Source organism: Kitasatospora terrestris, assembly GCF_039542905.1.
Classification (GTDB): domain Bacteria; phylum Actinomycetota; class Actinomycetes; order Streptomycetales; family Streptomycetaceae; genus Kitasatospora; species Kitasatospora terrestris.
Genome location: NZ_BAABIS010000001.1, coordinates 7,841,600 through 7,860,905, shown reverse-complemented (window position 1 = coordinate 7,860,905; position 19,306 = coordinate 7,841,600). Strand labels below are relative to the sequence as shown.

14 protein-coding genes are annotated in these 19,306 nt (G+C 75.6%); 7 read left to right on the top strand and 7 right to left on the bottom strand.

Annotated features, from left to right (window positions below):
* Positions 1–66: 66 nt before the first annotated feature.
* Positions 67–819, bottom strand: coding sequence for a hypothetical protein (locus ABEB06_RS35950; protein WP_345701128.1), 753 nt, complete (start codon positions 817–819; stop codon positions 67–69).
* A 148-nt stretch (positions 820–967) separates the two neighbouring features.
* Here ABEB06_RS35950 and ABEB06_RS35945 point away from each other — a divergent pair, with 148 nt between their 5' ends.
* The 4 genes from ABEB06_RS35945 (at position 968) to ABEB06_RS35930 (ending at position 6,303) form a co-directional block, all read left to right on the top strand.
* The gene (locus ABEB06_RS35945) at positions 968–2,989 is read left to right on the top strand and encodes an N-6 DNA methylase (protein WP_345701127.1); all 2,022 of its coding nucleotides are present in this window, start codon (positions 968–970) and stop codon (positions 2,987–2,989) included.
* A 102-nt stretch (positions 2,990–3,091) separates the two neighbouring features.
* A complete protein-coding gene (locus ABEB06_RS35940) occupies positions 3,092–3,610 on the top strand; it encodes a hypothetical protein (protein WP_345701126.1) in 519 nt (172 codons plus the stop codon).
* On the top strand, positions 3,607–5,103 hold the full coding sequence (locus ABEB06_RS35935; RefSeq protein WP_345701125.1) for a serine/threonine-protein kinase: 1,497 nt from the start codon (positions 3,607–3,609) through the stop codon (positions 5,101–5,103). Before ABEB06_RS35940 ends, ABEB06_RS35935 begins: the two co-directional genes overlap by 4 nt.
* A gap of 192 nt (positions 5,104–5,295) precedes the next feature.
* Positions 5,296–6,303 (top strand): hypothetical protein, encoded by a 1,008-nt coding sequence (locus ABEB06_RS35930; RefSeq protein WP_345701124.1) that lies wholly within the window; start codon positions 5,296–5,298, stop codon positions 6,301–6,303.
* Here the strand turns inward: ABEB06_RS35930 and ABEB06_RS35925 are convergent.
* Positions 6,300–6,773, bottom strand: coding sequence for a hypothetical protein (locus ABEB06_RS35925; protein ID WP_345701123.1), 474 nt, complete (start codon positions 6,771–6,773; stop codon positions 6,300–6,302). The genes ABEB06_RS35930 and ABEB06_RS35925 overlap by 4 nt on opposite strands.
* A 180-nt stretch (positions 6,774–6,953) precedes the next feature.
* Here ABEB06_RS35925 and ABEB06_RS35920 point away from each other — a divergent pair, with 180 nt between their 5' ends.
* Both ABEB06_RS35920 and ABEB06_RS35915 read left to right on the top strand, forming a co-directional pair.
* Positions 6,954–7,538 carry a TerD family protein gene (locus ABEB06_RS35920; protein ID WP_345701122.1) on the top strand — a complete coding sequence of 195 codons (585 nt, stop codon included), beginning with the start codon at positions 6,954–6,956 and terminating at the stop codon, positions 7,536–7,538.
* 101 nt (positions 7,539–7,639) lie between these two features.
* Complete coding sequence (locus ABEB06_RS35915) at positions 7,640–8,428, top strand: alpha/beta hydrolase (RefSeq protein ID WP_345701121.1); 789 nt, start codon at positions 7,640–7,642, stop codon at positions 8,426–8,428.
* Here ABEB06_RS35915 and ABEB06_RS35910 read toward each other — a convergent pair.
* The 4 genes from ABEB06_RS35910 to ABEB06_RS35895 form a co-directional block, all read right to left on the bottom strand.
* Positions 8,352–9,890 (bottom strand): GMC family oxidoreductase, encoded by a 1,539-nt coding sequence (locus ABEB06_RS35910; protein ID WP_345701120.1) that lies wholly within the window; start codon positions 9,888–9,890, stop codon positions 8,352–8,354. The genes ABEB06_RS35915 and ABEB06_RS35910 overlap by 77 nt on opposite strands.
* A gap of 177 nt (positions 9,891–10,067) precedes the next feature.
* Entirely contained in the window at positions 10,068–10,709 is a 642-nt protein-coding gene (locus ABEB06_RS35905) for a sigma-70 family RNA polymerase sigma factor (RefSeq protein ID WP_345701119.1), read from the bottom strand.
* A gap of 156 nt (positions 10,710–10,865) precedes the next feature.
* Entirely contained in the window at positions 10,866–14,234 is a 3,369-nt protein-coding gene (locus ABEB06_RS35900) for a right-handed parallel beta-helix repeat-containing protein (protein WP_345701118.1), read from the bottom strand.
* A 77-nt stretch (positions 14,235–14,311) separates the two neighbouring features.
* Complete coding sequence (locus ABEB06_RS35895; RefSeq protein WP_345701117.1) at positions 14,312–15,805, bottom strand: hypothetical protein; 1,494 nt, start codon at positions 15,803–15,805, stop codon at positions 14,312–14,314.
* A 249-nt stretch (positions 15,806–16,054) separates the two neighbouring features.
* Here ABEB06_RS35895 and ABEB06_RS35890 point away from each other — a divergent pair, with 249 nt between their 5' ends.
* Positions 16,055–16,693, top strand: coding sequence for a hypothetical protein (locus ABEB06_RS35890; RefSeq protein ID WP_345701116.1), 639 nt, complete (start codon positions 16,055–16,057; stop codon positions 16,691–16,693).
* A gap of 57 nt (positions 16,694–16,750) precedes the next feature.
* Here the strand turns inward: ABEB06_RS35890 and ABEB06_RS35885 are convergent, their stop codons facing one another.
* Positions 16,751–19,120 carry an ATP-binding protein gene (locus ABEB06_RS35885; RefSeq protein ID WP_345701115.1) on the bottom strand — a complete coding sequence of 790 codons (2,370 nt, stop codon included), beginning with the start codon at positions 19,118–19,120 and terminating at the stop codon, positions 16,751–16,753.
* Between the last annotated feature and the right edge of the window lie 186 nt (positions 19,121–19,306).

Sequence of the window (19,306 nt, the reverse complement as noted above, 5' to 3'; positions counted from 1 at the left end):
GCCCGTCTCCGGCGGCATCGCCGGTCCGGCCGGCGCGGACGTCGCCGCGCCGGCCGGGCCTCGCGTTCAGTGCGCGGCGGCGACGTTCTTGACCAGGGCCTTCGTGAGGTCCACCCCGGCGGCCCCGGTGGACTTCTGGTCGTTGTACAGGGTGGTGACCACGACGCTGCCGACCCGGGCGGCGACCAGCGTGGTGCCGCCGGTCCAGTCCGGCGAGGTGAGGGTGGCCTGGAAGGCCTCGTCACCGACACCGGGCAGGTCCTTGAGGGCGGCGGTCACCGCGAACTTCTGGCCGTTCTGCTCCTCGGTGAAGCTGTGGCAGCCGGTGACGGCCTGCTTGAGGCCGGCCATGGCCTTCTGCGCGTCGCCGCCCCGGAAGGCGTTCAGCTCCTGGGCGAACATGTTCTGCGAGTCGTCCATGTAGTCGTTCTGGGCGAAGGAGGCGCCCTCGATCCCGGCCACCCGGATCCACGCCGTGCCGCCGAGCATCGTGCAGGCCTCCGAGGCCGGGACGGCGGACGGCGCGAGGGGCGGGTTGAAGCCGTTGCCGGTGCTCTTCGTGCCGGTGGCGTCGAGCCGGAGCGTCGGGGGGAGCGCGGCGGCCTGCAGGAGCATCGCGTTGAGCTTGTCGCCGTTGGGCAGGCCGTCGGTGCCCGCGGCCGGGCCGGGGATCGGCGAGGCGGAGGAGCCGGTAGCGGCGGCCGGGGAGGCGCCCTTGGTGGCCGGGTCGTGGGCGGCTCCGGAGGCACAGGCGCCGAGGCCGAGGATCGCACCGGTGGTGCAGGCGAGGAGGGCGGTCCGGCGGAACAGCTGCGACATGAGGCTGTGCACCTTTCGAACGAGAAGATTGGGTGAGCGGCGCGCCAATCAGACCATGACGTGTGAACCGCGTCAACACGCGATCCCTCCGTGAGGCAGGTTGTAGAATCCGATCGCCGTGATCGCGCAGCCGCTGGAGGGTCAGTCAGTGCCGGAGAACAGGACCGAAGTCACCGCGGCCGGGATCGCGCGCTTCGCCGGGGTCGGCCGGGCCGCCGTCAGCAACTGGCGGCGCCGGCACAGCGACTTCCCCAAGCCCGTCGGCGGCACCGACACCAGCCCGGTGTTCGACCTGGCCGAGGTGGAGCAGTGGCTGCGCGAGCAGGGCAAGGTCGACCAGGTGCCCCTGCGGGAACTGGTCTGGCAGCAGGTCGAACAGGACCCGGGCGGGGCCGCCGCCGCCCTGCGCCTGGTCGGCGCCGTCCTGCTGCTCCACGCCCGTCCCGCCGAGTGGCGGCGGCTGCTCGCCGCGGACGACGCCCGGCTCGGCCGCGAGCTGCCCGACGCGCTCGCCGAGGCCCTCCGGGCCCGCCTGGGCGAAGGCCACCCGGTCCCGGTGCCCGAGGGGCCCGGGCTCACCGGGCGCCTGCCGCTGGTGCGCGGCGGCGCGCAGCTCGCGGACGAACTCGGCGCCGGCCCGGCGTACGAGTTCCTGATGGGCCGCCACCTGGAGGCCGGGCCCCGGCAGTACACGCTCACCCCCGCGCCGCTGTCCGAGCTGATGGCCGAACTCGCCGGCCCGGCCGGCCCGGTGCTGGACCCCGCCTGCGGATACGGCGGGCTGCTGCTGGCCGCCGGCACCGCCACCACCGTGGCCGGCCAGGAGGCCGACCCGGACCTCGCCGCGCTCACCGCGCTGCGCCTCGCCCTGCACACGGACGCCCCCGTACGGATCCGGGTCGGCGACAGCCTCCGCGCCGACGAGCACACCGGGCTGCGCGCGGACGCCGTGCTGTGCCACCCGCCGTTCAACGAGCGCGCCTGGGGCCACGAGGAACTCGCCTACGACCCCCGCTGGGAGTACGGCCTGCCGCCGCGGACCGAGTCCGAGCTGGCCTGGGTGCAGCACGCCCTCGCCCGCGTCCGCGAGCACGGCGCCGCCGTCCTGCTGATGCCGCCCGCCGCCGCGTCCCGCCGCTCGGGCCGCCGCATCCGGGCCGACCTGCTGCGGCGGGGCGCGCTGCGGGCCGTGGTCGCGCTGCCCGCGGGCGCGGCACCGCCGTTCGGGATCCCGCTGCACCTGTGGGTGCTGCGCAGGCCCGCGGCCGACACGCCCGCACCGCAGCAGCTCCTGGTGGTGGACGTCGCCGACCGCTCCGAGGGCCAGGACAGGGTGCCGTGGCAGGAGCTCCGCGGCACGGTCCTGGACGCGTGGCACGCCTTCGACCGGGACGGCTCCGCACCCGACCGCCCCGGCGTCAGCCGGACCGTCCCCCTGGTCGACCTGCTGGACGACGACGTGGACGTGACCCCGGCCCGGCACCTGCCGACCCGGGCGGCGGACGCCGGCGAGGGCGTGGAGGAGGTCCGCGACCGGCTGACCGCCGCCCTGCGGCACGCCCTGGACCTGGCACCGACCGCCGGAACGCCCGGCCCGCCCGCGCACTGGGCGATGACGAGCATCGGCGAACTCGCCCGGACCGGGGCCCTGTCGGTGCTGACCGGCGGCCCCGGGTCCGGCCCGGGCGGCGGCCCGCCGGTCCTGACCGAGCACGACGTCGTGACCGGCGGCGCGCCGTCCGGCGCGCTGCCGGACGGGGCGTCGGAGGAGCCGGTCCTCGTCCGGGCCGGCGACGTGGTGATCCCGGCGCTCGGGCGGGGTGCCACCGCCCGGGTGATCGACGACGCCACCGCGGGTGCCGCACTCGGCCGCAACGTGTACCTGCTGCGGACCGACCCCGCCGTCCTGGACCCGTGGTTCCTCGCCGGGTTCCTGCGCAGCACCGCCAACAGCCGGCAGGCCAGCAGCTTCACCTCGTCCGCGACCCGGCTGGACGTGCGCAGGCTCCAGGTGCCGCGGCTGCCGCCCGCCGACCAGCGGCGCTACGGCGAGCGGTTCCGCTCCGTCGCCGCCTTCGAGGAGGCGTCACGGTCGGCCGCCCGACTGGGCGAACTGCTGGTCCAGGGCCTGTACGACGGACTGACCGACGGGAGCGTGGGCCCCTCCTGAGCCCGCCCCCGGTGCGGCGGACGCCCCGGCGGCGGGGATCGGTAGGCTGACCCCGGCACACCGCCGACCCGACCCGCCGACCCGCCGACCAGGAGTCCCGCCATGTACGGCCCCGACCCGACACCGCCGGGGCCCAGCCGCGCCGTGCGGGCGTGGACCATGGCCGCGCGGATCGTGCTCGCCGCCGTCTCGCTGGCGAGCCTCGGCATGCTGGCCTGGGTCCCGATGCTGTGGCCGGCGCTGGTGCACCGCCGCGTCCGCGACTGGCTGCTGTTCGCCGGGACGGGGGTGGCGTCCGTCGGCGGCATGGCGCTGGTCGGGACCGCGGACGACTGGCGGACCACCGTCGGCATGGTGTTCCTGCTCGGGAACGCGGTCTTCGTCTCGGCGTACGTCCTCGCCGTCCGCCTCCGGCCGCGCCCGGGGGCGACCGCGGGCACCCTGCCCCACCGGCCGGCCTGGCCCGACGCGGCCCTGCCCGACCCGGCCCGGGCCGTGCCGGCGCCCGTCCCGCCGGCGTACCCGCCCGCGGCCGTGCCGCCGCCGCAGGACCGCATCGGGCAGGTCCGGGCCGGGCTGGACGAGTTGAGCAGCTACCTCCAGCGGCAGGACCGCCCGTGAAGGGTCGGCTCCTCGCCGGGCGCTACGAGCTGGTGACGCTCATCGGGCAGGGCGGCATGGGACAGGTCTGGGCGGCCCACGACCGCACCCTCGACCGGCAAGTGGCCGTCAAGCTGCTCCGGCCCGACCGGATCTCCGGCCCGGAGCAGTCCGACGAACTGCGGCGGCGCTTCGGCCGGGAGTGCCGGGTCACCGCCCAGGTCGACCACCCCGGGCTGGTCACCGTGCACGACGCCGCCTGCGAGGGCGAGGACCTCTACCTGGTGATGCAGCACGTCCGCGGCGCGGACCTGGCCGAGCACCTGGCCGAGCACGAGCCGTACCCCTGGCCGTGGGCGGTCGCCGTGGCGGCGCAGCTCTGCCCGGTGCTGGCCGCCGTCCACGCGGTGCCCGCCGTCCACCGCGACCTCAAGCCGCGCAACGTCATGGTCCGCCCGGACGGCACCCTGGTCGTGCTCGACCTCGGCCTCGTCACCGTCCTGGGCGCCGACACCACCCGGCTCACCCTCACCGGCTCGCACATCGGCAGCCCGGCGTACATGGCCCCCGAACAGGCCCTCGGTGAGGAGGTCGGCCCGCGCACCGACCTGTACTCGCTCGGCGTCATCCTGCACGAACTGCTCGGCGGCACCGTCCCGTTCGCCCGCCCGACGCCCCTCGCCGTGCTGCACCAGCACCTCCACGAGGCGCCCGTGCCGCTGCGCCGGCTCCGGCCCGAGGTGCCGGAGCCGCTGGAGGACCTGGTCCTGCGCCTGCTCGCCAAGGACCCGCGGGACCGGCCGGCGGACGCGGCCGAGGTCCACCGCGCGCTGGAACCCCTGCTGCCCGCGGCGGTCCCGTCCGCCCTCGACGGCCCCGGCGTGCCGATGGACCCGACCCGGCCGTTCCGGCAGCCGTACGCGCCCTGGCACGGCGGGCCTCCCCCGCGCCCGCCCCGGCCGTCCGCGCCCGCCCCGGCCGCTGCCGGTCCGACCCCTGCCGCTCCCGGCGCCGCCGCGCCGACCACCACCGGGAACGCCGACCTCGCCGCCGCCGTCGAGGAGGCCAAGCGACTGCTGGACACCGGCCGGATCACCGACGCCGTGGACGTGCTCGGCGACGCCCTGACCGCCGCCGCACGGACCCACGGCCCGCACGCGACCGTCGTCCACATGCTGCGCAGGCAGTACGCCGCGACGCTGATGGAGGCCGGCCGCTTCCACGCCGCGCTCCCGGAGCTGCGGCTGCTGGCCGAGCGCTCCGCCGCCGACGCCGGCCCGACCGATCCGCAGACCCTGCGCCTGCGCATCGAGGCCGCGCAGTGCCTGGACCGGCTCGGCGACCACACCGCCGCACTCGCCGAACTCCGTTCCCTGGTGCCCCAGTTGCATCCGCTCGACAGCACCGACCCGGCCCTCGCCCTGGAGACCCGTCACCGGACGGCCCAGCTGCTGCTGGCCACCGGCGACCACGCCGGGGCCCGTACGGTCCTGACGGGTCGTCCGACCGGCTGACCCGCGCCGGACCCGTACCGCCCCCGCGCCGATCTCGCGCCGATCTCGCGCCGACCCGGCCGCGGGAGCCGGATTCGCCCACGAAGGGCATCCGCTTCGTCCATCCCGGTGACTGTGCGGTGGCGCCGTCCGGCATCCTCTCGCGGCTGATCGTAGACATAAGTTCCGCTTTACCGATCATCTAGGAGAGTCATGCAGACGCGTGCCTCCGGTCTCGTCGCGGCCGGACTTTGTTCATTCGCCCTCGCTCTCGGCACGGGCGGTACGGCGCAAGCCAACACCCTCCCCGAGCTCACCCCGGCCTCGACCTTCGCGTCGGCCGGAGCCGAACAGAACCAGTGGTTCGACGAGTTCGCGCAGTCGGTCGTCGCCGGCGAGGCCTTCGACCTCCCCGGGTTCGAGTCGTCCTCCGCGGCCGAGCCGGCCGCCGAACCGGCCGCCGAGGGGATGACCGTCGGCGCACCGACGACCGAGACGGCCCCCCAGGCGGCCCAGCCGCTCGGCGGCGGCTCCGAGCACGGCGAGCACGGCGACAAGCCCGGCCACGGGGACCACGGCGACAAGCCCGGGCACGGCGAGCACGGCGACAAGCCGGGCCACGGGGACCACGGCGACAAGCCCGGCCACGGCGAGCACGGCGACAAGCCGGGGGCCGGCGACCAGCAGAACCAGGGCCAGGGCCAGGGGCAGAACCAAGGACAGAACCAGGGCCAGGGGCAGGAGCAGAACCAGGGGCAGGCCCAGGGTCAGGACCAGAACCAGGGGCAGGCCCAGGGCCAGAACCAGAACGTCGTGGTCACGGTCGTGGTCGAGAACAAGATCGAGAACAAGGTGGAGAACAAGCTCGAGAACCACCAGAGCCTCCACAACAGCAACCACAACAGCAACGGCGGCCAGGTCCACGTCTCCAACGTGGTCTCGGCCCACCACCACAAGGGCGAGCACGCCGGCGGCAAGGGTGGCCACGCCGGCGGCAAGGGCGAGCACGCCGGGGGCCACGAGGGCTCCCACGGCAAGTCCGACGCCGACTACTCGCGGCCGTCGGGCGGCCACTCGTCCGACTCCCTGGCGTCCGCCCAGGCGGCCAAGGGCGAGCTGGCCCGCACCGGTACGGACGAGCTGCCGCTGCTGCTCGGCGCGGCGGCCCTGCTCGGGACGGGCGGCGTGCTGGTCCGGCTCCGCCGCTCGCGGCGGGCCTAGTACCCCGGCAGGACCTCGACGATCCGCACCGAGGGGCGGCCCTCCCGGGCCGCCCCTCGGTCGTGCGCGCGTACGCCGCCGCCGGCCGCCACCCCCGCCCCGCGAGTCGGCGCCGCCTTCGGGCCCGCGTCGCCACCGCGTCGGCGAAGCGTCCCACTGCCTCCGCGTCGGTCCCCAGGAACCAGGAACAGGTTCGGCTCGACGAGTTCCAGCTCCAGGACCGTCGGCCCGCCGAGGTCGTCCAGCACCGGATCCACCCGCGCGAACAGCGGAACACCCCGCGACGGGACCGCTGCCGGCGCCGCCGACGCGGTACGGACCTCCGCCCCGGTCGGCCGGTACGGCGCGACGCCGAGATGCGGCACCCGGTCGTTGTCGATCACACCGGGCTCGGTCAGCAGGGCGTCCTTGCGGCTCGCGTGGCCGAAGACGCCCCCGACAAGGACGAGCGCGCGTCCCCCCTCCGCCACCCGTCGACGCGGGAGGTGACCCGCCGGGCAGGAACCTACCGCCCGACAAGATCGTCTGACATGGGGACGCCGACACACGCCGAGCTGACGCACGACCGCCCGACTGCCGTCCTCCCGGCCGGGGGCGGGCAACCGGGCAGATCCGCATCCGCGGAAGCCCCACCACCGAGAGGACCACGCATGATCACGCTGACGAAGGACGACGGCCCGGCCGATCTGGACGGGGTGACCCACCTGTCCATCGGAGTGTCCTGGGACCCGACCGCGGGGAGCAGCGGCGGGCTGCTGGGCAAACTCCGGCAGAAGACCGGCACCGACCTCGACCTGATCGCCGTCGCCATGCACGGCAGCGAGCCCGTGCGCCTGGCCGGGCTGGACTCCCTGGACCCCATGGGCAACGGCTCGCTGGTCCACAGCGGCGACAACCAGACCGGGCACGGGGACGGCGACGACGAGACCGTCACCGTGACGCTCGCCCAGATCCCCGCCCACATCACGTCCATCGTGTTCATCGCGGCCGCCTACAAGAAGCGCAGCGCGTTCCAGAACGCCCGCAACATCAGCTTCAAGGTGTACGACGCCACGGGCGGCAGCAGCCAGCAGGTCGCCGACATCTGGCCCAGCATGCTCACCGACGACAACGGCTGCGCCGTCGCCAAGGCGGTACGGGTGGGCACGGGTTGGAAGCTCCAGGTGATCAACGAGACGGGGAAGATCAAGCAGGGCGACGAGAAGGACCTGATGCGTTTCGCCGTCAGCAAGTAGCGCCGGACCCGGGGGCGCGGGGTTCCCGGGGCGGAAGCCGAATCCTCTGCCCGGCTGGTGACTCTTATCCGCAAACGGTACGAGCACCGAGAGGCCCGGTCATGATCCCTCCCTCCCCAACCCCCTCCTCCGCGCCCCGAGGGGTGCTGCTGGTGCACGGCGCGTGGCACACCGGCCGCGCCTGGGACGGCGTCGCGGCCGGGCTGCGGGCCCGCGGTGTCGCCGTGGCCGTCGCCGAGCTGCACCGCGGGTCGCTGGCCGCGGACATCTCCGCGGCCGGGACGGCCCTGGACCGGCTGCCCGGGGGCGGCCCAGCCGTCGTGTGCGGCCACTCGTACGGCGGCGCCGTCATCACCGGCCTTCCGCCGCGGACGGTCGGCCATCTCGTGTACCTCGCCGCGATGATGCCCGACCTCGGCGAGACCGCCCTCGGTCTGCTCGCCGGGGCGCCGCCCACCGACCTGGCGACCAGCATGATCGGCGGTCCCGCCGGGACCACGACGATCGACCCGGATGCCGCCGGGCAGCTGTTCCACGCGCAACTCGGCGAGGAGGAACGGGCCCGCCACACCGCCGGGCTCGTCCCCCAGGCGATGGCCCCCGGCCATCAGCCGACGACCCGCGCCGCCTGGCACCGGCGGCCCAGCACGTACGTGGTCTGCTCCGAGGACCGCGTCATGCACCCGGACCTGCAACGACGGTTCGCCGCCCGCGCGACCCGCGCGCTCACCTGGCCCAGCGACCACGGGGTCTTCGCCTCGCACGAGGAGGCCACCGTCGAGCTCCTCCACGGGCTGGCCACCGCGGGCCACCTCACGCCGGACTCCGGGGCGGGGCGCCGTCCGGCTGCTTCCGGTCCCACCGGGCGGCCAGGTGTTCGGCGACCATGACGGTCGGCAGGTTGGTGTTGGCCGACGGGATGCCGGGCATGATCGACGCGTCCACCACCGACAGGCCCTGCACGCCGAAGACGTGGGCCCCGGGGTCGACCACGGCGCCCGCCGCGGGGTCGGTGCCCATCGCGCACGAGCCGACCGGGTGGTGGTAGGTCCAGGTGTGGGCCCGTACCCAGGCCCGGATCTCCGTCTCGTCGTCGGGCAGCCCCGCGGGGAGACCGGCCGCCGGGGCGGCGGTGATCGCCTGCCACGCCGGAGTGCGGGTGACGGCCTCGGCCAGTCGGAGTCCGTCGATCAGTCGGGGCAGGTCGCCGCCGTGGTCGAAGTAGCCGAGGTCGATGTCGGGCGGTGCGCCCGCGTCGGCGGAGCGCACCAGGACGCGGCCGCGTGAGGCCGGCTTCAGCAGCGCGGCGAAGACCGAGCACCCGTGGGCGCCCGCGCCGAGCGGATAGGGGCCGACCGCGACCAGTTGCAGGTCCGGCGGCCCGGAGGCCGACCCGCTGTGACAGGTGCCGACCAGCTGGAACCGGGCGTGGCGGCCGACCGGGCCGACGAACGGGAAGTCGATCGCGACCGCGGGGTGGTCGACGAGGCCGGCCCCCACCCCTGGCAGGTCCACCGCGACCGGCCGGCCGAGCGCCGCCACCTCCGCCGCCGGACCGATCCCGGACCGCAGCAGCAGCCCCGGCGACAGGTAGGCACCCGCCGCGACGACCGCCTCGCCGGCCGGAACGACCTCCCCGGTGGCGTCCAGCCGTACGCCTTCGACCCGGCCGCGGCGGACGACGACCTCCCGCACGAGCGTGTCGGCGAGGACGTCGAGGTTGGCGCGCGACCGGCAGGGGTCGAGGTAGGCGGAGGAGGTGCTGATCCGCCGGCCGTCCACCGCGTTCACCGGCAGCGGCGCCACCCCGACCGCGCCGGGCGCGTTGTGGTCGGCGATCGGCGGGAGACCGAGCGAGGTCATCGCCGCCTCGGCCGCGTCCGCGACGGCGGACCGCTCGGCGCCCGCGTACCGGCGGATCGGCAGCGGCCCGTCGCTGCCGTGGTGGTCGGCGGCACCGAAGTCGAGGTCGCGTTCGAGGCGGACGAAGGAGGGCAGGACGTCCGCGAACGCCCAGCCCCGCGCGCCGGCCGCGGCCCACCCGTCGTAGTCCGCCGGGTGTCCGCGCAGCGCGAAGGTCGCGTTGACCGCCGACGAGCCGCCGATCACCCGGCCGCGCGGCAGCTCCAGGGCCGGTGCGCCGCGGACACCCACGCCGCGCAGGCCCCAGTCGTGCGAGGCCGCCGGCCCCTGCGTGCCCTCCACGAGATCGGCCGGGAGACTCCCGGGCCCGTAGTCCGGCCCCGCCTCGACGAGCAGCACCCGCCGCGCCGGGTCCTCGCTCAGCCGGGCGGCGAGCACACAGCCCGCGCTGCCGCCCCCGACGATCACCACGTCGTACGAAGTGCCCATCGCGCGCCTCCCGTACCAGGCTCTGCCCGCGGCCCGCCCGGGGCCAGCCGGCGGGAGCGGCTCGCCACCGGTCACCGCGGGCGGCCCTCCGAAGGCGACCGGACCGCGGGCGCCCCACAACGCCCGCGGTCCGGTGGTTCGGGTGGCGCCTCTCAGCTGCCTGCCTGCACCGGGGTGTCAGTGGTCGGCGGAGGCGAGACCGCGGGCCTCCAGGATGGGGCGCAGGGCCCGGACGGCGTAGAAGCTGCGGGACTTGACGGTGCCGACGGGGACGCCGAGGACGGCGGCGGCCTCGGCCATCGAGCGGCCCTTCATGTGGAGTTCGACCAGGACGTCGCGGTGGTGGGGCGGGAGTTCGGCGAGGGCGACGGCCATGTCGCGGGCGTCCACCAGCTCGTCGTAGGGGTCGTGGGCGCCGGCGTGGCCCTCGGGGGTCTCCCCCGCGACCTCCTGCGGGCGGGCGGACTGCATCCGGAAGTGGTCGATGGCGATCCGGCGGGCCACCGTGAACAGCCACGGGCGGCTGTGCTCGGGTCCGCGGCGGATCGCGTCCGGGTTCTGCCAGGCGCGCAGCAGGGTCTCCTGGACGATGTCCTCGGCCTTGCCCCGGTCGCCGCTGGTGGCGCGGAGCATGGCGCGGAGCAGGTAGCCGCCGTGCAGGCGGTACAGCTCGGCCAGGGTCTGCTGGTCGAGGGTGGGGCGTCGCGGCGCCCTGGCGGTGCCGGGGGCGTCCGCGGTCGGTGCGGTCCCCGGGGTGGTGTCCGGTCGTGCGGCGGTCGCACCGCCGGTCGTCCCGGTGGCGGGGAGGGTGTCCTTCAAGCAAGCGGTAACGTCGATGGCCACAGCGGTAGAGCCCTTCACAACAATCGTCTGCATCGGGCCAGCCGCCTGCATGGCCCACCGTCTTCCGCCGCCCACCGTCGCGGGCCGCCCCAACGTCGCGCCAACGTCGCGCCAACGCGGGGCCGGACAGGCCTATGCGGGGTTGCGGGGGCGGGTGTCGGCGATGTCCTGCGGGAGGAGGAGGCTGAGTTCGGAGACGTCGGCGAAGTCGAGGCGGCCGAGGCGGCGGGCCTGGCAGGTGATCATGCCTTCGAGGGTCTGGCGGGCGTAGCGGCCGTTGCCGAAGGTGCGGTCTCGGGGGACGGCGGCGAAGTGCCGGGCGAGGGCGGCGACGGTCTCGGGGGCGCAGGTGTACCCGGCCTGCTCGGCGTGGCGGCCGACGATGGTGACGAGTTCCTCGTCGGTGTAGTGGCCGAACTCGATCTGCCGGGAGAAGCGGGAGGCGAGGCCGGGGTTGGAGGCGAGGAAGTGCTGCATCTCGTCCTCGTATCCGGCGACGATGACCACGACCTCGTCGCGGTGGTCCTCCATCAGTTTCATCAGGGTGTCGACGGCTTCCTGGCCGAAGTCGTTGCCGCCGCCGTTGCGCGGGGTGAGGGTGTACGCCTCGTCGATGAACAGGACGCCGCCGCGGGCCCGGTCGAAGGCCTCCTTGGTGAGCTGGGCGGTGTGGCCGATGTAGCGGCCGACCAGGTCGGCGCGGGCGGTCTCGACCAGCTGGCCGGTGGGCAGTACGCCGAGTTCGGCGAGGAGTTGGCCGTAGAGCCGGGCGACGGTGGTCTTGCCGGTGCCGGGCGGGCCGGCGAAGACCAGGTGGTGGCCGATCCGGGCGGTGGGCAGGCCGGCCTCCTCGCGGCGGCGGTTCTGCCGGAGCAGGTCGACCAGGTCCTCGACCTGCTCCTTGGCGGCGGGGAGGCCGACCATGGCGCGGAGTTCGGCGAGCAGCTCGGTGCCGTCCTTGCGGGCGGCGGGGTCGGGTCCGGCGGGGGTGACGTCCTCGGCGAGCAGCCGGGCCAGGTCCTCGTCGGAGATCTCGGGGCGGGTGGCGAGGCGGGTGGCCTGCCGGTCCACCATCTCCTCGAAGACCTTGCGGGCGGCCCGGCCGTTGCCGAAGTCCTCGCCCTTGGGGAGCCGTTCGAACAGGGTGCGCAGGGCATCCCGGGTGCCGTCGGCGAGGGTGTAGCCGTGGTTCGCGGCGGCGCGTTCGACGATGGTGACGAGTTCCTCGTCGGAGTAGTTGGCGAACTCGACGGTGCGGCTGAACCGGGAGGCGAGGCCGGGGTTGGAGGCCAGGAAGTCGGTCATCTCGGTGGAGTAGCCGGCCACGATGACGACGATCTCCTCGCGGTGGTCCTCCATCAGCTTGACCAGGGTGTCGATCGCCTCCCGGCCGAAGTCGGGGCCGCTGCCGCCGGAGCCGGCCGAGAGGGTGTACGCCTCGTCGACGAACAGGACGCCGCCGAGCGCGGAGCGGAACACCTCGGTGGTCTTCAGGGCGGTGCCGCCGATGACGGAGGCGACCAGGTCGGCGCGGGCGGTCTCGACCAGCTGGCCGCCGGCCAGCACGCCGAGTTCGGCCAGGATGCTGCCGTAGAGCCGGGCGACGGTGGTCTTGCCGGTGCCGGGCGGGCCCGCGAAGACCAGGTGCCGGCTCATCGGCAGGGCGGGCATGCCGGCGAGTTCGCGGCGCCGGGCCAGCTTGTTGAGGTTGACCAGGGTGGCGACCTGCTCCTTGACCTCGGCCAGGCCGACCAGCGACTCCAGCACCTCCAGCGGGCCGGGCGGGGCGGCGGGCGGGGCGGGCGCGGCCGGCCCGTCGGCGGCGGCGGTCGGGTCGCCGGTGGCGGGATCCGTCCCGGCCTCGGGGGCGGCCGGGACGGACGACTGGGTGGCGGCGGCGGTGCCGTGCGCGTCGGGCAGGCCGTTCTCCTCGCTGAGCAGCTCCTCCACGGCGAGCCGCTCGCTGGGGACGGTCTGTCGCAGGCCGGAGCCCTTGTTGCGGGAGAACGTGCAGGCGGTGAGCCGGACGGCCTCGACGGAGTCCGTGCGGACGCCGTCGCCGGTGTTCTCGGCGGCGGCGACCCTGACCAGGACGGCGCGGGCGCCGGTGCCGAGCCGGAGGCCGTGGCGGCGGTTGCCGACGGCGCGGACCCGGGTGCAGTTCAGGTCGGAGTCGTCCTCGGCGGTGATGCCGTCCTCGCCGGAGCCGGTGATCTCGCAGTCCCGCAGGTGTGCGGTGCCGACCCGGCCGACCAGCACGCCGGAGCCGGCCGCGTCGCGCACCGCGGTGTCGCCGATCCGGGTGTCGGCGCCGTCGGCGATCCGGATGCCGGAGCGGCCGGCGTCCAGTACCTCGCACTTGTCCAACTGGCCGCGCCCGTCCCGCAGGACGGCCACCCCGTCGCCCTTGGCGTGGTGCACGGCGGCGCGGCGCAGCCGCGGGTTGGCGCCCTCGGTGATCAGCACGCCGGTGCCGGCGGTGTCACGGACCTCCAGCCGGTCCAGGTCGGCGGCGCTGTCGCCGGTCAGCTCCAGGCCGTCGCCGCCGCAGTCCCGGACCACGGTGCGCAGCAGCGTGGGGCCGGAGGATTCGCCGATCCAGACGCCGGTGCCCTGGGCGGCGGCGACCTCGCAGTCCTCGAAGGTGCCGCGGGAGCGGCCGGTGACGTGGATGCCGTGGCCGGCGGTGCGGGCGGTGCGGCAGCGGCGCAGTTCGGGGTCGGTGCCGGCGGCGAGCGCGATGCCGTGGCCGGAGGTGCCGGTGACCGTGCAGTCCTCCAGCACGACCCGGGCGGTGGAGCTGATGTAGACGCCGATGGTGGTGTCGCGGACGTCGGTGCGCAGCAGCCGGGTGGTGCTGTCCTCCTCCAGGGCGATGCCGGGTTTGTCGGTGACGGAGACCTCGCAGTCCTCGAAGGTGCCGCGGGCGTTGCCGTTGGCGCAGATGCCGTTGCCGCGGGCGTCGCGCAGCACGCAGTTGCGCAGCAGCGGGTCGGCCCGTTCGCCGATCACCACGGCGGAGCTGCCGAGGTGTTCGACGACGCAGTCCTCGATGACGCTGTTGCCGGTGGAGGTCTCCACCAGGCCGGCGCCGGCCGGGTTGGTGACCCGGCAGCCGCGCATCGCCAGCGAGCCGTCGCCGCGGGTGAGCAGGGCGGTCCAGGAGTTGCCGACGACCTCGCAGTCCTGGAAGGCGGCCTGGCCGCGCGGCACGTCGACGGCGGGCAGTTCCTCGTCCTGGCCCTGCAGGATCAGGCCGGTCAACTGCACCGCCTCGGCGGTGACCTGGACCACGCAGCCGCGCCGGGCGGTGATCCGGACGGTGCCGCGGGCCTCGGCGGCGGTGATGGTGACCAGCTTGCTGATCACCAGGTTCTCCTCGTACCGGCCGGGCCGGACCGAGATCACCGCGCCGCTGCGGGCCTCCGCCAGTGCCTCACCGATCGTGCGGTAGCGGCCGTCCCGCTGTTCCGGGCACACCGTCAGCACGTGGCGCGACATGGCGTGGGCTCTCCTCTTTCAGGGTGGGCTGGGCGGTCTTGCGAGCGGTCGACGGGGCGCCAGGTGCCGGTGTTCCGTCAGGAGCAGTCGGCCCGGACGGCGGAGGCGGCGTGGTGGGCCTGGTCGGCGCCGGAGCCGAAGTCGACGCCGCGGTCGTGCAGCATCACGGCGATCTTCCCGTTGGTGACGGGGAAGGTTCCGGCGTTGACCCACTTGCCGCGGTTGGCGGTCTGGTCGATGGTGAACGCGCTGATGGTGCCCTCGCCGGTGGTGAAGTACCGCTGCACGGTGTAGTAGGCGGGCTTGCCGCCGACGGCCTTCACGTCGCCGTTGTTCGGGATGAACACCGAGATCTTGCAGGTGCCGGAGGGGACCGGATTGGTGCTGAACGCCCACAGCACCGACTTGCCGGCGTCCTTGCTGGCGCTGCCGGACATCGGCACCGACACGTACTTGCCGCTGCAGCCCGAACCCGCGTACCCGCCGGTCGTACTGGTGGTCCAGCCCTTGCTGCCGTCGGTGTAGTAGCCGTTCTGGTCGTAGCCGCCGCCCGTGTTGGTGCAGCCGGTTCCCGCGACGGCGGTGAAGGTCGGCGCGGCGGGGGTGGTCTTGGTCGGCGGGGGGACGACCGGGGCGCCGCCGCCGGAGGTCGACCCGCCGCCCGTACCGCCGCCGGAGGTGGAGCCGCCGCCCGTACCGCCACCGGTGCCGCCGCCCGCGCTGCCGCCGGTGGCCGCGCCGCCGGAGGTGCCCTGACCGCCCTGCGAACCGGCCCCGCCGGCGGGGCGGTCGACCGTGCCGTTCGCACCGCCGGTCCCGCCCGCGCCGCCGTTGGTGGCGTCGGTCGGCGAGGCCGAGCCGCTGGGGGCCGGCACCCCGTCGACCGGCACCGCGACGGCGGTGGGATCGTTCGGGCCCGGGGTGGGCAGCGGGTCGCCGGGCCCGCTGACCCCGGCGGGCGGCTGCTCGGCCGCAGCGGCGGGGGCCTTCGAGCCGCCGCCGGTCAGCACGAACGGCAGGCCCAGCAGCAGCGCGCCGACGGCGACGGCAGCGAACACCATCGGCTTCTTGGACCGGCGGGGCTCCGCCTCCTCCTCGTCGATCCCGTCCGGGACTCCGCCATCGAGGCCGACGGCGGTCGGGTCGGGCATGGGCGCGTCGCGGGGCACCGGCTCGGGTGACAGGAACGGGAACACCCCGGGCGGGATGCGGTTCGGACGCCGGGACCGCCGGTCGTCGGCGACGGGCTCGGGCTCAGGCTCGGGCTCGACAACGGCGGCGGGCTCGGGCTGCGGCTCGACGGGCTCCGGCTGACGGCGCACCGCGTTGGGGTCGGGCAGCACCCGGCCGTACCTCGGCTCGGCCGGCGCCTCTGCCGCCGCCTCTGCCGCCGCCGGTTCGACCTGCCCGTACGAGGGCGCGTCGGTCTCGGCACCGGTCGCGGCGGCGGTCGCGACGGCGGTCGCGACGGCGGTCGCGACGGCTGCCGGGTCGTCCTCGATCTCCCAGGCGACCGTGGGCAGTTGAATGCCCCCGGACTGAGAACCGTCTCCACCCGTGTTCGTACCCACCAGAACTCCTCGGCTTCCCATGCGGTCCGGTCGACGGGAGCGCCCCGCCGATCGGCCCGCGGACGCTCCCTCCCTCGTTACGGCCCGGACCCGCCCGGCGGTTCACCCGTTCGAGCGGATGGTCGCGGGACCGGCGGTCGGTTCCGGAGTCGCGGACCGGGGGTTCGAACCCCCGGGGCGGGGGGAGCCGTTCGCCTGGTCGGAGAGTCCGGTCCCGGGCTCGGTCGGCGCGAGCGCGGGAGGTTGCCCATGACCTGGTACGAAGGTCCTTGCAGGATCACCGTCGTCGGGGTGGACGCGGACTGGCCGCAGCGCATCGTGGTGGAGATCCGGCGGGGGGAGACCGTGGTGATCCCCGGCACGGTCGGAGCGAGCGAGCTCATCGACGACAGCGCCTGCGGCCGCGGGTGGGACCTGTCCCTGGAGCACGAGTACGACGGGGCTTGGCGGCCGAACGTCCGTGCCACCCAGGGCAGGTGGGCGGACGTGGACGGCGTCCGCAGCCAGCTGGTCTGGAGCAAGGACCACGACTGGCCGAACCGCGCCAACCGCGAGCGCAACGTGGTGATCCGGATCGACCGCGCCGAGGCCCGGCGTCCGGCCGCCGAACGGACGACCCGGGCGGTCCCGGTCGGCACCGGGTCCGCGGCGCGGGAGGCCCGGACGACGGCCGCGACCGGGGAGGCCCGGGCGACGGCCGCGGCGCCGCGGGGCGGGTGGACGGAGGCCGGGTCCGGCGTGCGGGTGGCCACCAGCGGCGGCGGGTGGGCCAGCGGCCCGGACCCCGCGGCCGGCGGCCGACCGGTCACCAGCAGCGGCGGGGGCACCGGCACCGGCGGCGGCCGGACGACCGCTACGGACGGGGGCGGGGCCGAGGTGTCCTGGTGACGCGCCGGGATCCGGCCCGGGACGCCGCGGAGCAGCGCGCGGGCCAGGGCACGGACCCTAGGGCCGGACCGGGCCGCGGCCGAGCGGGCGCCGGGTGTCCGGGTCGGTGCGGCTGTCCTCGCCGAGCCCGCTGAGCGCCTCGGTGAGCAGTTCCCGGGCCTCCTCGGCGCGGCCCTGCTCGATCAGCGCGGTGCCCAGTTCGGTCAGGGTCTTGGTCATGCTGTCGGGCCGGCCGGCCTCCTCGTAGTGGACGAGGGCCTGTCGGTAGGCCGCCTCGGCGGCCGGCCAGTGCTTCAGTGCCGCGCGGTCCAGGCCGAGTTCGTGGGCGGTCATGGCGGCCAGCAGGTGCATCGGCGGCGAGGGCCGGCGCTCCACCAGTTCCATCGCGCCGGCGAGGACGCGTCGGCGGGTGTCCGCCGCTTCCTCCGGCCGGCCGGACTCGCGCAGGCAGTTGGCGGTGACGCGCAGCGCCACCAGCCGGCCGATCGCCGCCGAGCGGTTGTCGATCCCGGCGAACGCGTCCGCCGCCCGCTGGATGGAGTCGAGGGCCTCGTGGTGGCGTTCCAGGCGGCGCAGACCGGTGGAGAGGTAGACCAGCGCCCAGCCCTGCTGCTCGCGGTCGCCCAGTTCCTGTGCCAACCGGAGCCCTTCGGCGGCCAGTTCGATGCCCTGCCGGTAGCGGTGCAGGCAGGTGACGTACGTCCAGGCGAGGTAGTTGACGTGCACGGCCTCGGCCTGTCGGTCGCCGAGCGCGCGGGCCGCGTCCACCGAGAGCTGGAAGACCTCTTCCCAGATGCCCCAGCTCATGAGCCGGTCGGAGAACCAGTGCACGGCCTCGGCGGTGTCGATCACCTCGCGGTGGAGTCCGGTCCGCCGCGCGTGGTGCAGGGCGGCCAGCCAGTCGGGGTGCTCCCGTTCGAGCCACTGTGCCGCCTCGGCGGTGCCGGTGCCGTCCTCGGCGTGCTCGGGGTCGAACCGCAGCCCGCAGGCGACGGTGCGGCCGAGCAGCAGCCGGGCGGCCCGGTCGCGGGCCTGCGCCACCTCCTCGGCCGTCTCGTCGACGGCCAGCCGCTCGCCGGCGCAGAGCCGGATCAGGTCGTGCAGCCGGTAGCGGTCCGCGCCGAGCGCCTGGACCAGGCCCGCGTCGGCCAGCTGCTCCAGGAGCAGCTCGGTGCGGACCTCCGGGAGGCCGGTGTGGGCCGCGGCGACGGCCGCCGAGAAGTCCGGCCCGGCCGTCAGGGCGCTGCGCCGGAGCACCAGCCGGGACTCGGCGGGCAGCCGCCGGTAGGACAGGTCGAAGGCGGGACGGATCGCCAGGTCGCCGGTCTGCAGCAGGTCCAGGCGGTTCTCCTCGGCGGCCAGTTGGCGCACCAGGTGGGCGACGGTCTGCTGCGGCCGGGCGACCAGGCGCTGCCCGGCGATCCGCAGGGCCAGCGGCAGGTAGCCGCACAGCCGGGCCAGCTCCGCGGTCGTGTCCGGGGCGGCCCCGATCCGCTCGCGGCCCGCGATCCGGGCGAGCAGGTCGGCCGCCTCGGCCGCGGTGAGCACGTCCAGGCTCAGCCGGCGCACCGATTCCAGCCCCGGCAGCAGGTTGCGGCTGGTCACGATGGTCATCGTCGGTCCGGAGCCCGGCAGCAGCGGGCGCACCTGGCCCTCGTCGGCGGCGTCGTCCAGGACCAGGAGCAGCCGGCGCTCGCGCACCAGTGCCCGGTAGAGCCCGGCCCGTTCCTCCGCCCCGACGGGCACGGCCGCGTCCGGCACGCCCAGGGCGCGCAGCACCTGGCCGAGGGCGTCGTGCGCGGACAGCGGCTGCGCGGACATGGCACCGAGGTTGAGCGAGAGCTGGCCGTCGGGGAAGCGCCCGGCCAGGACGTGGGCGGTGTGCAGGGCGAAGGCCGTCTTGCCGAGGCCGGGCTGGCCGCTGACGAGCACCACGCGGGGGTGCGCGGGCAGGTCCTCCGAAGCGAGGGCGACGAGTTCGGCGAGGACGTCCTCGCGGGCCGTGAAGTCGGCGATGTCGCGGGGCAGGGCGAGGGAGCTCTGCCCCTCGCCGACGGCGGGCGCCCGCAGCGCCGGGCCGCGGTCCCCGACCGGGGGGCGCTCCCCGACCGGGACGGGTGCCTCGACCGGGACGGGGGTCCCGACCGGGGCGGGTTCGGGCCGCACGCTGCGCGGACGCCCGGCCTGGGCGGCCCGCTCCAGTGCCCCGGCCCGGTCGTCCGCCAGGTGCAGGGCGGCGGCCAGCGCCCGGACGGTGCGGCGCTGCGGCCCGCGGGTGCGGCCGCGTTCCATGTCACCGAGGGCGCGCAGGCTGACGCCGGCGGCTGCGGCTAGCTCCTCCTGGGTCAGACCCGCCGCCGTCCGGTACCCGGCCAACAGCCGGCCGAAATCGCCCGTGTCGGTCCTGCCGCCGTCCCCAGCCACCATGCCCCGTCCCCCACTCGTCCGGTCACGCCGTGACCGCATGCCTGCTCGCGTTCGGCAGTTCTGCCCGAACAGGCAGAAGTATCCATGATCGTGAAACGCACCCGGCACCACCTGCGGTCCGGGGCCGGTCCGGCCCCGGGCGGATCCGGCGGCGCGGGCGTTCTGCAGGAAGAACCGCCGGAGGTT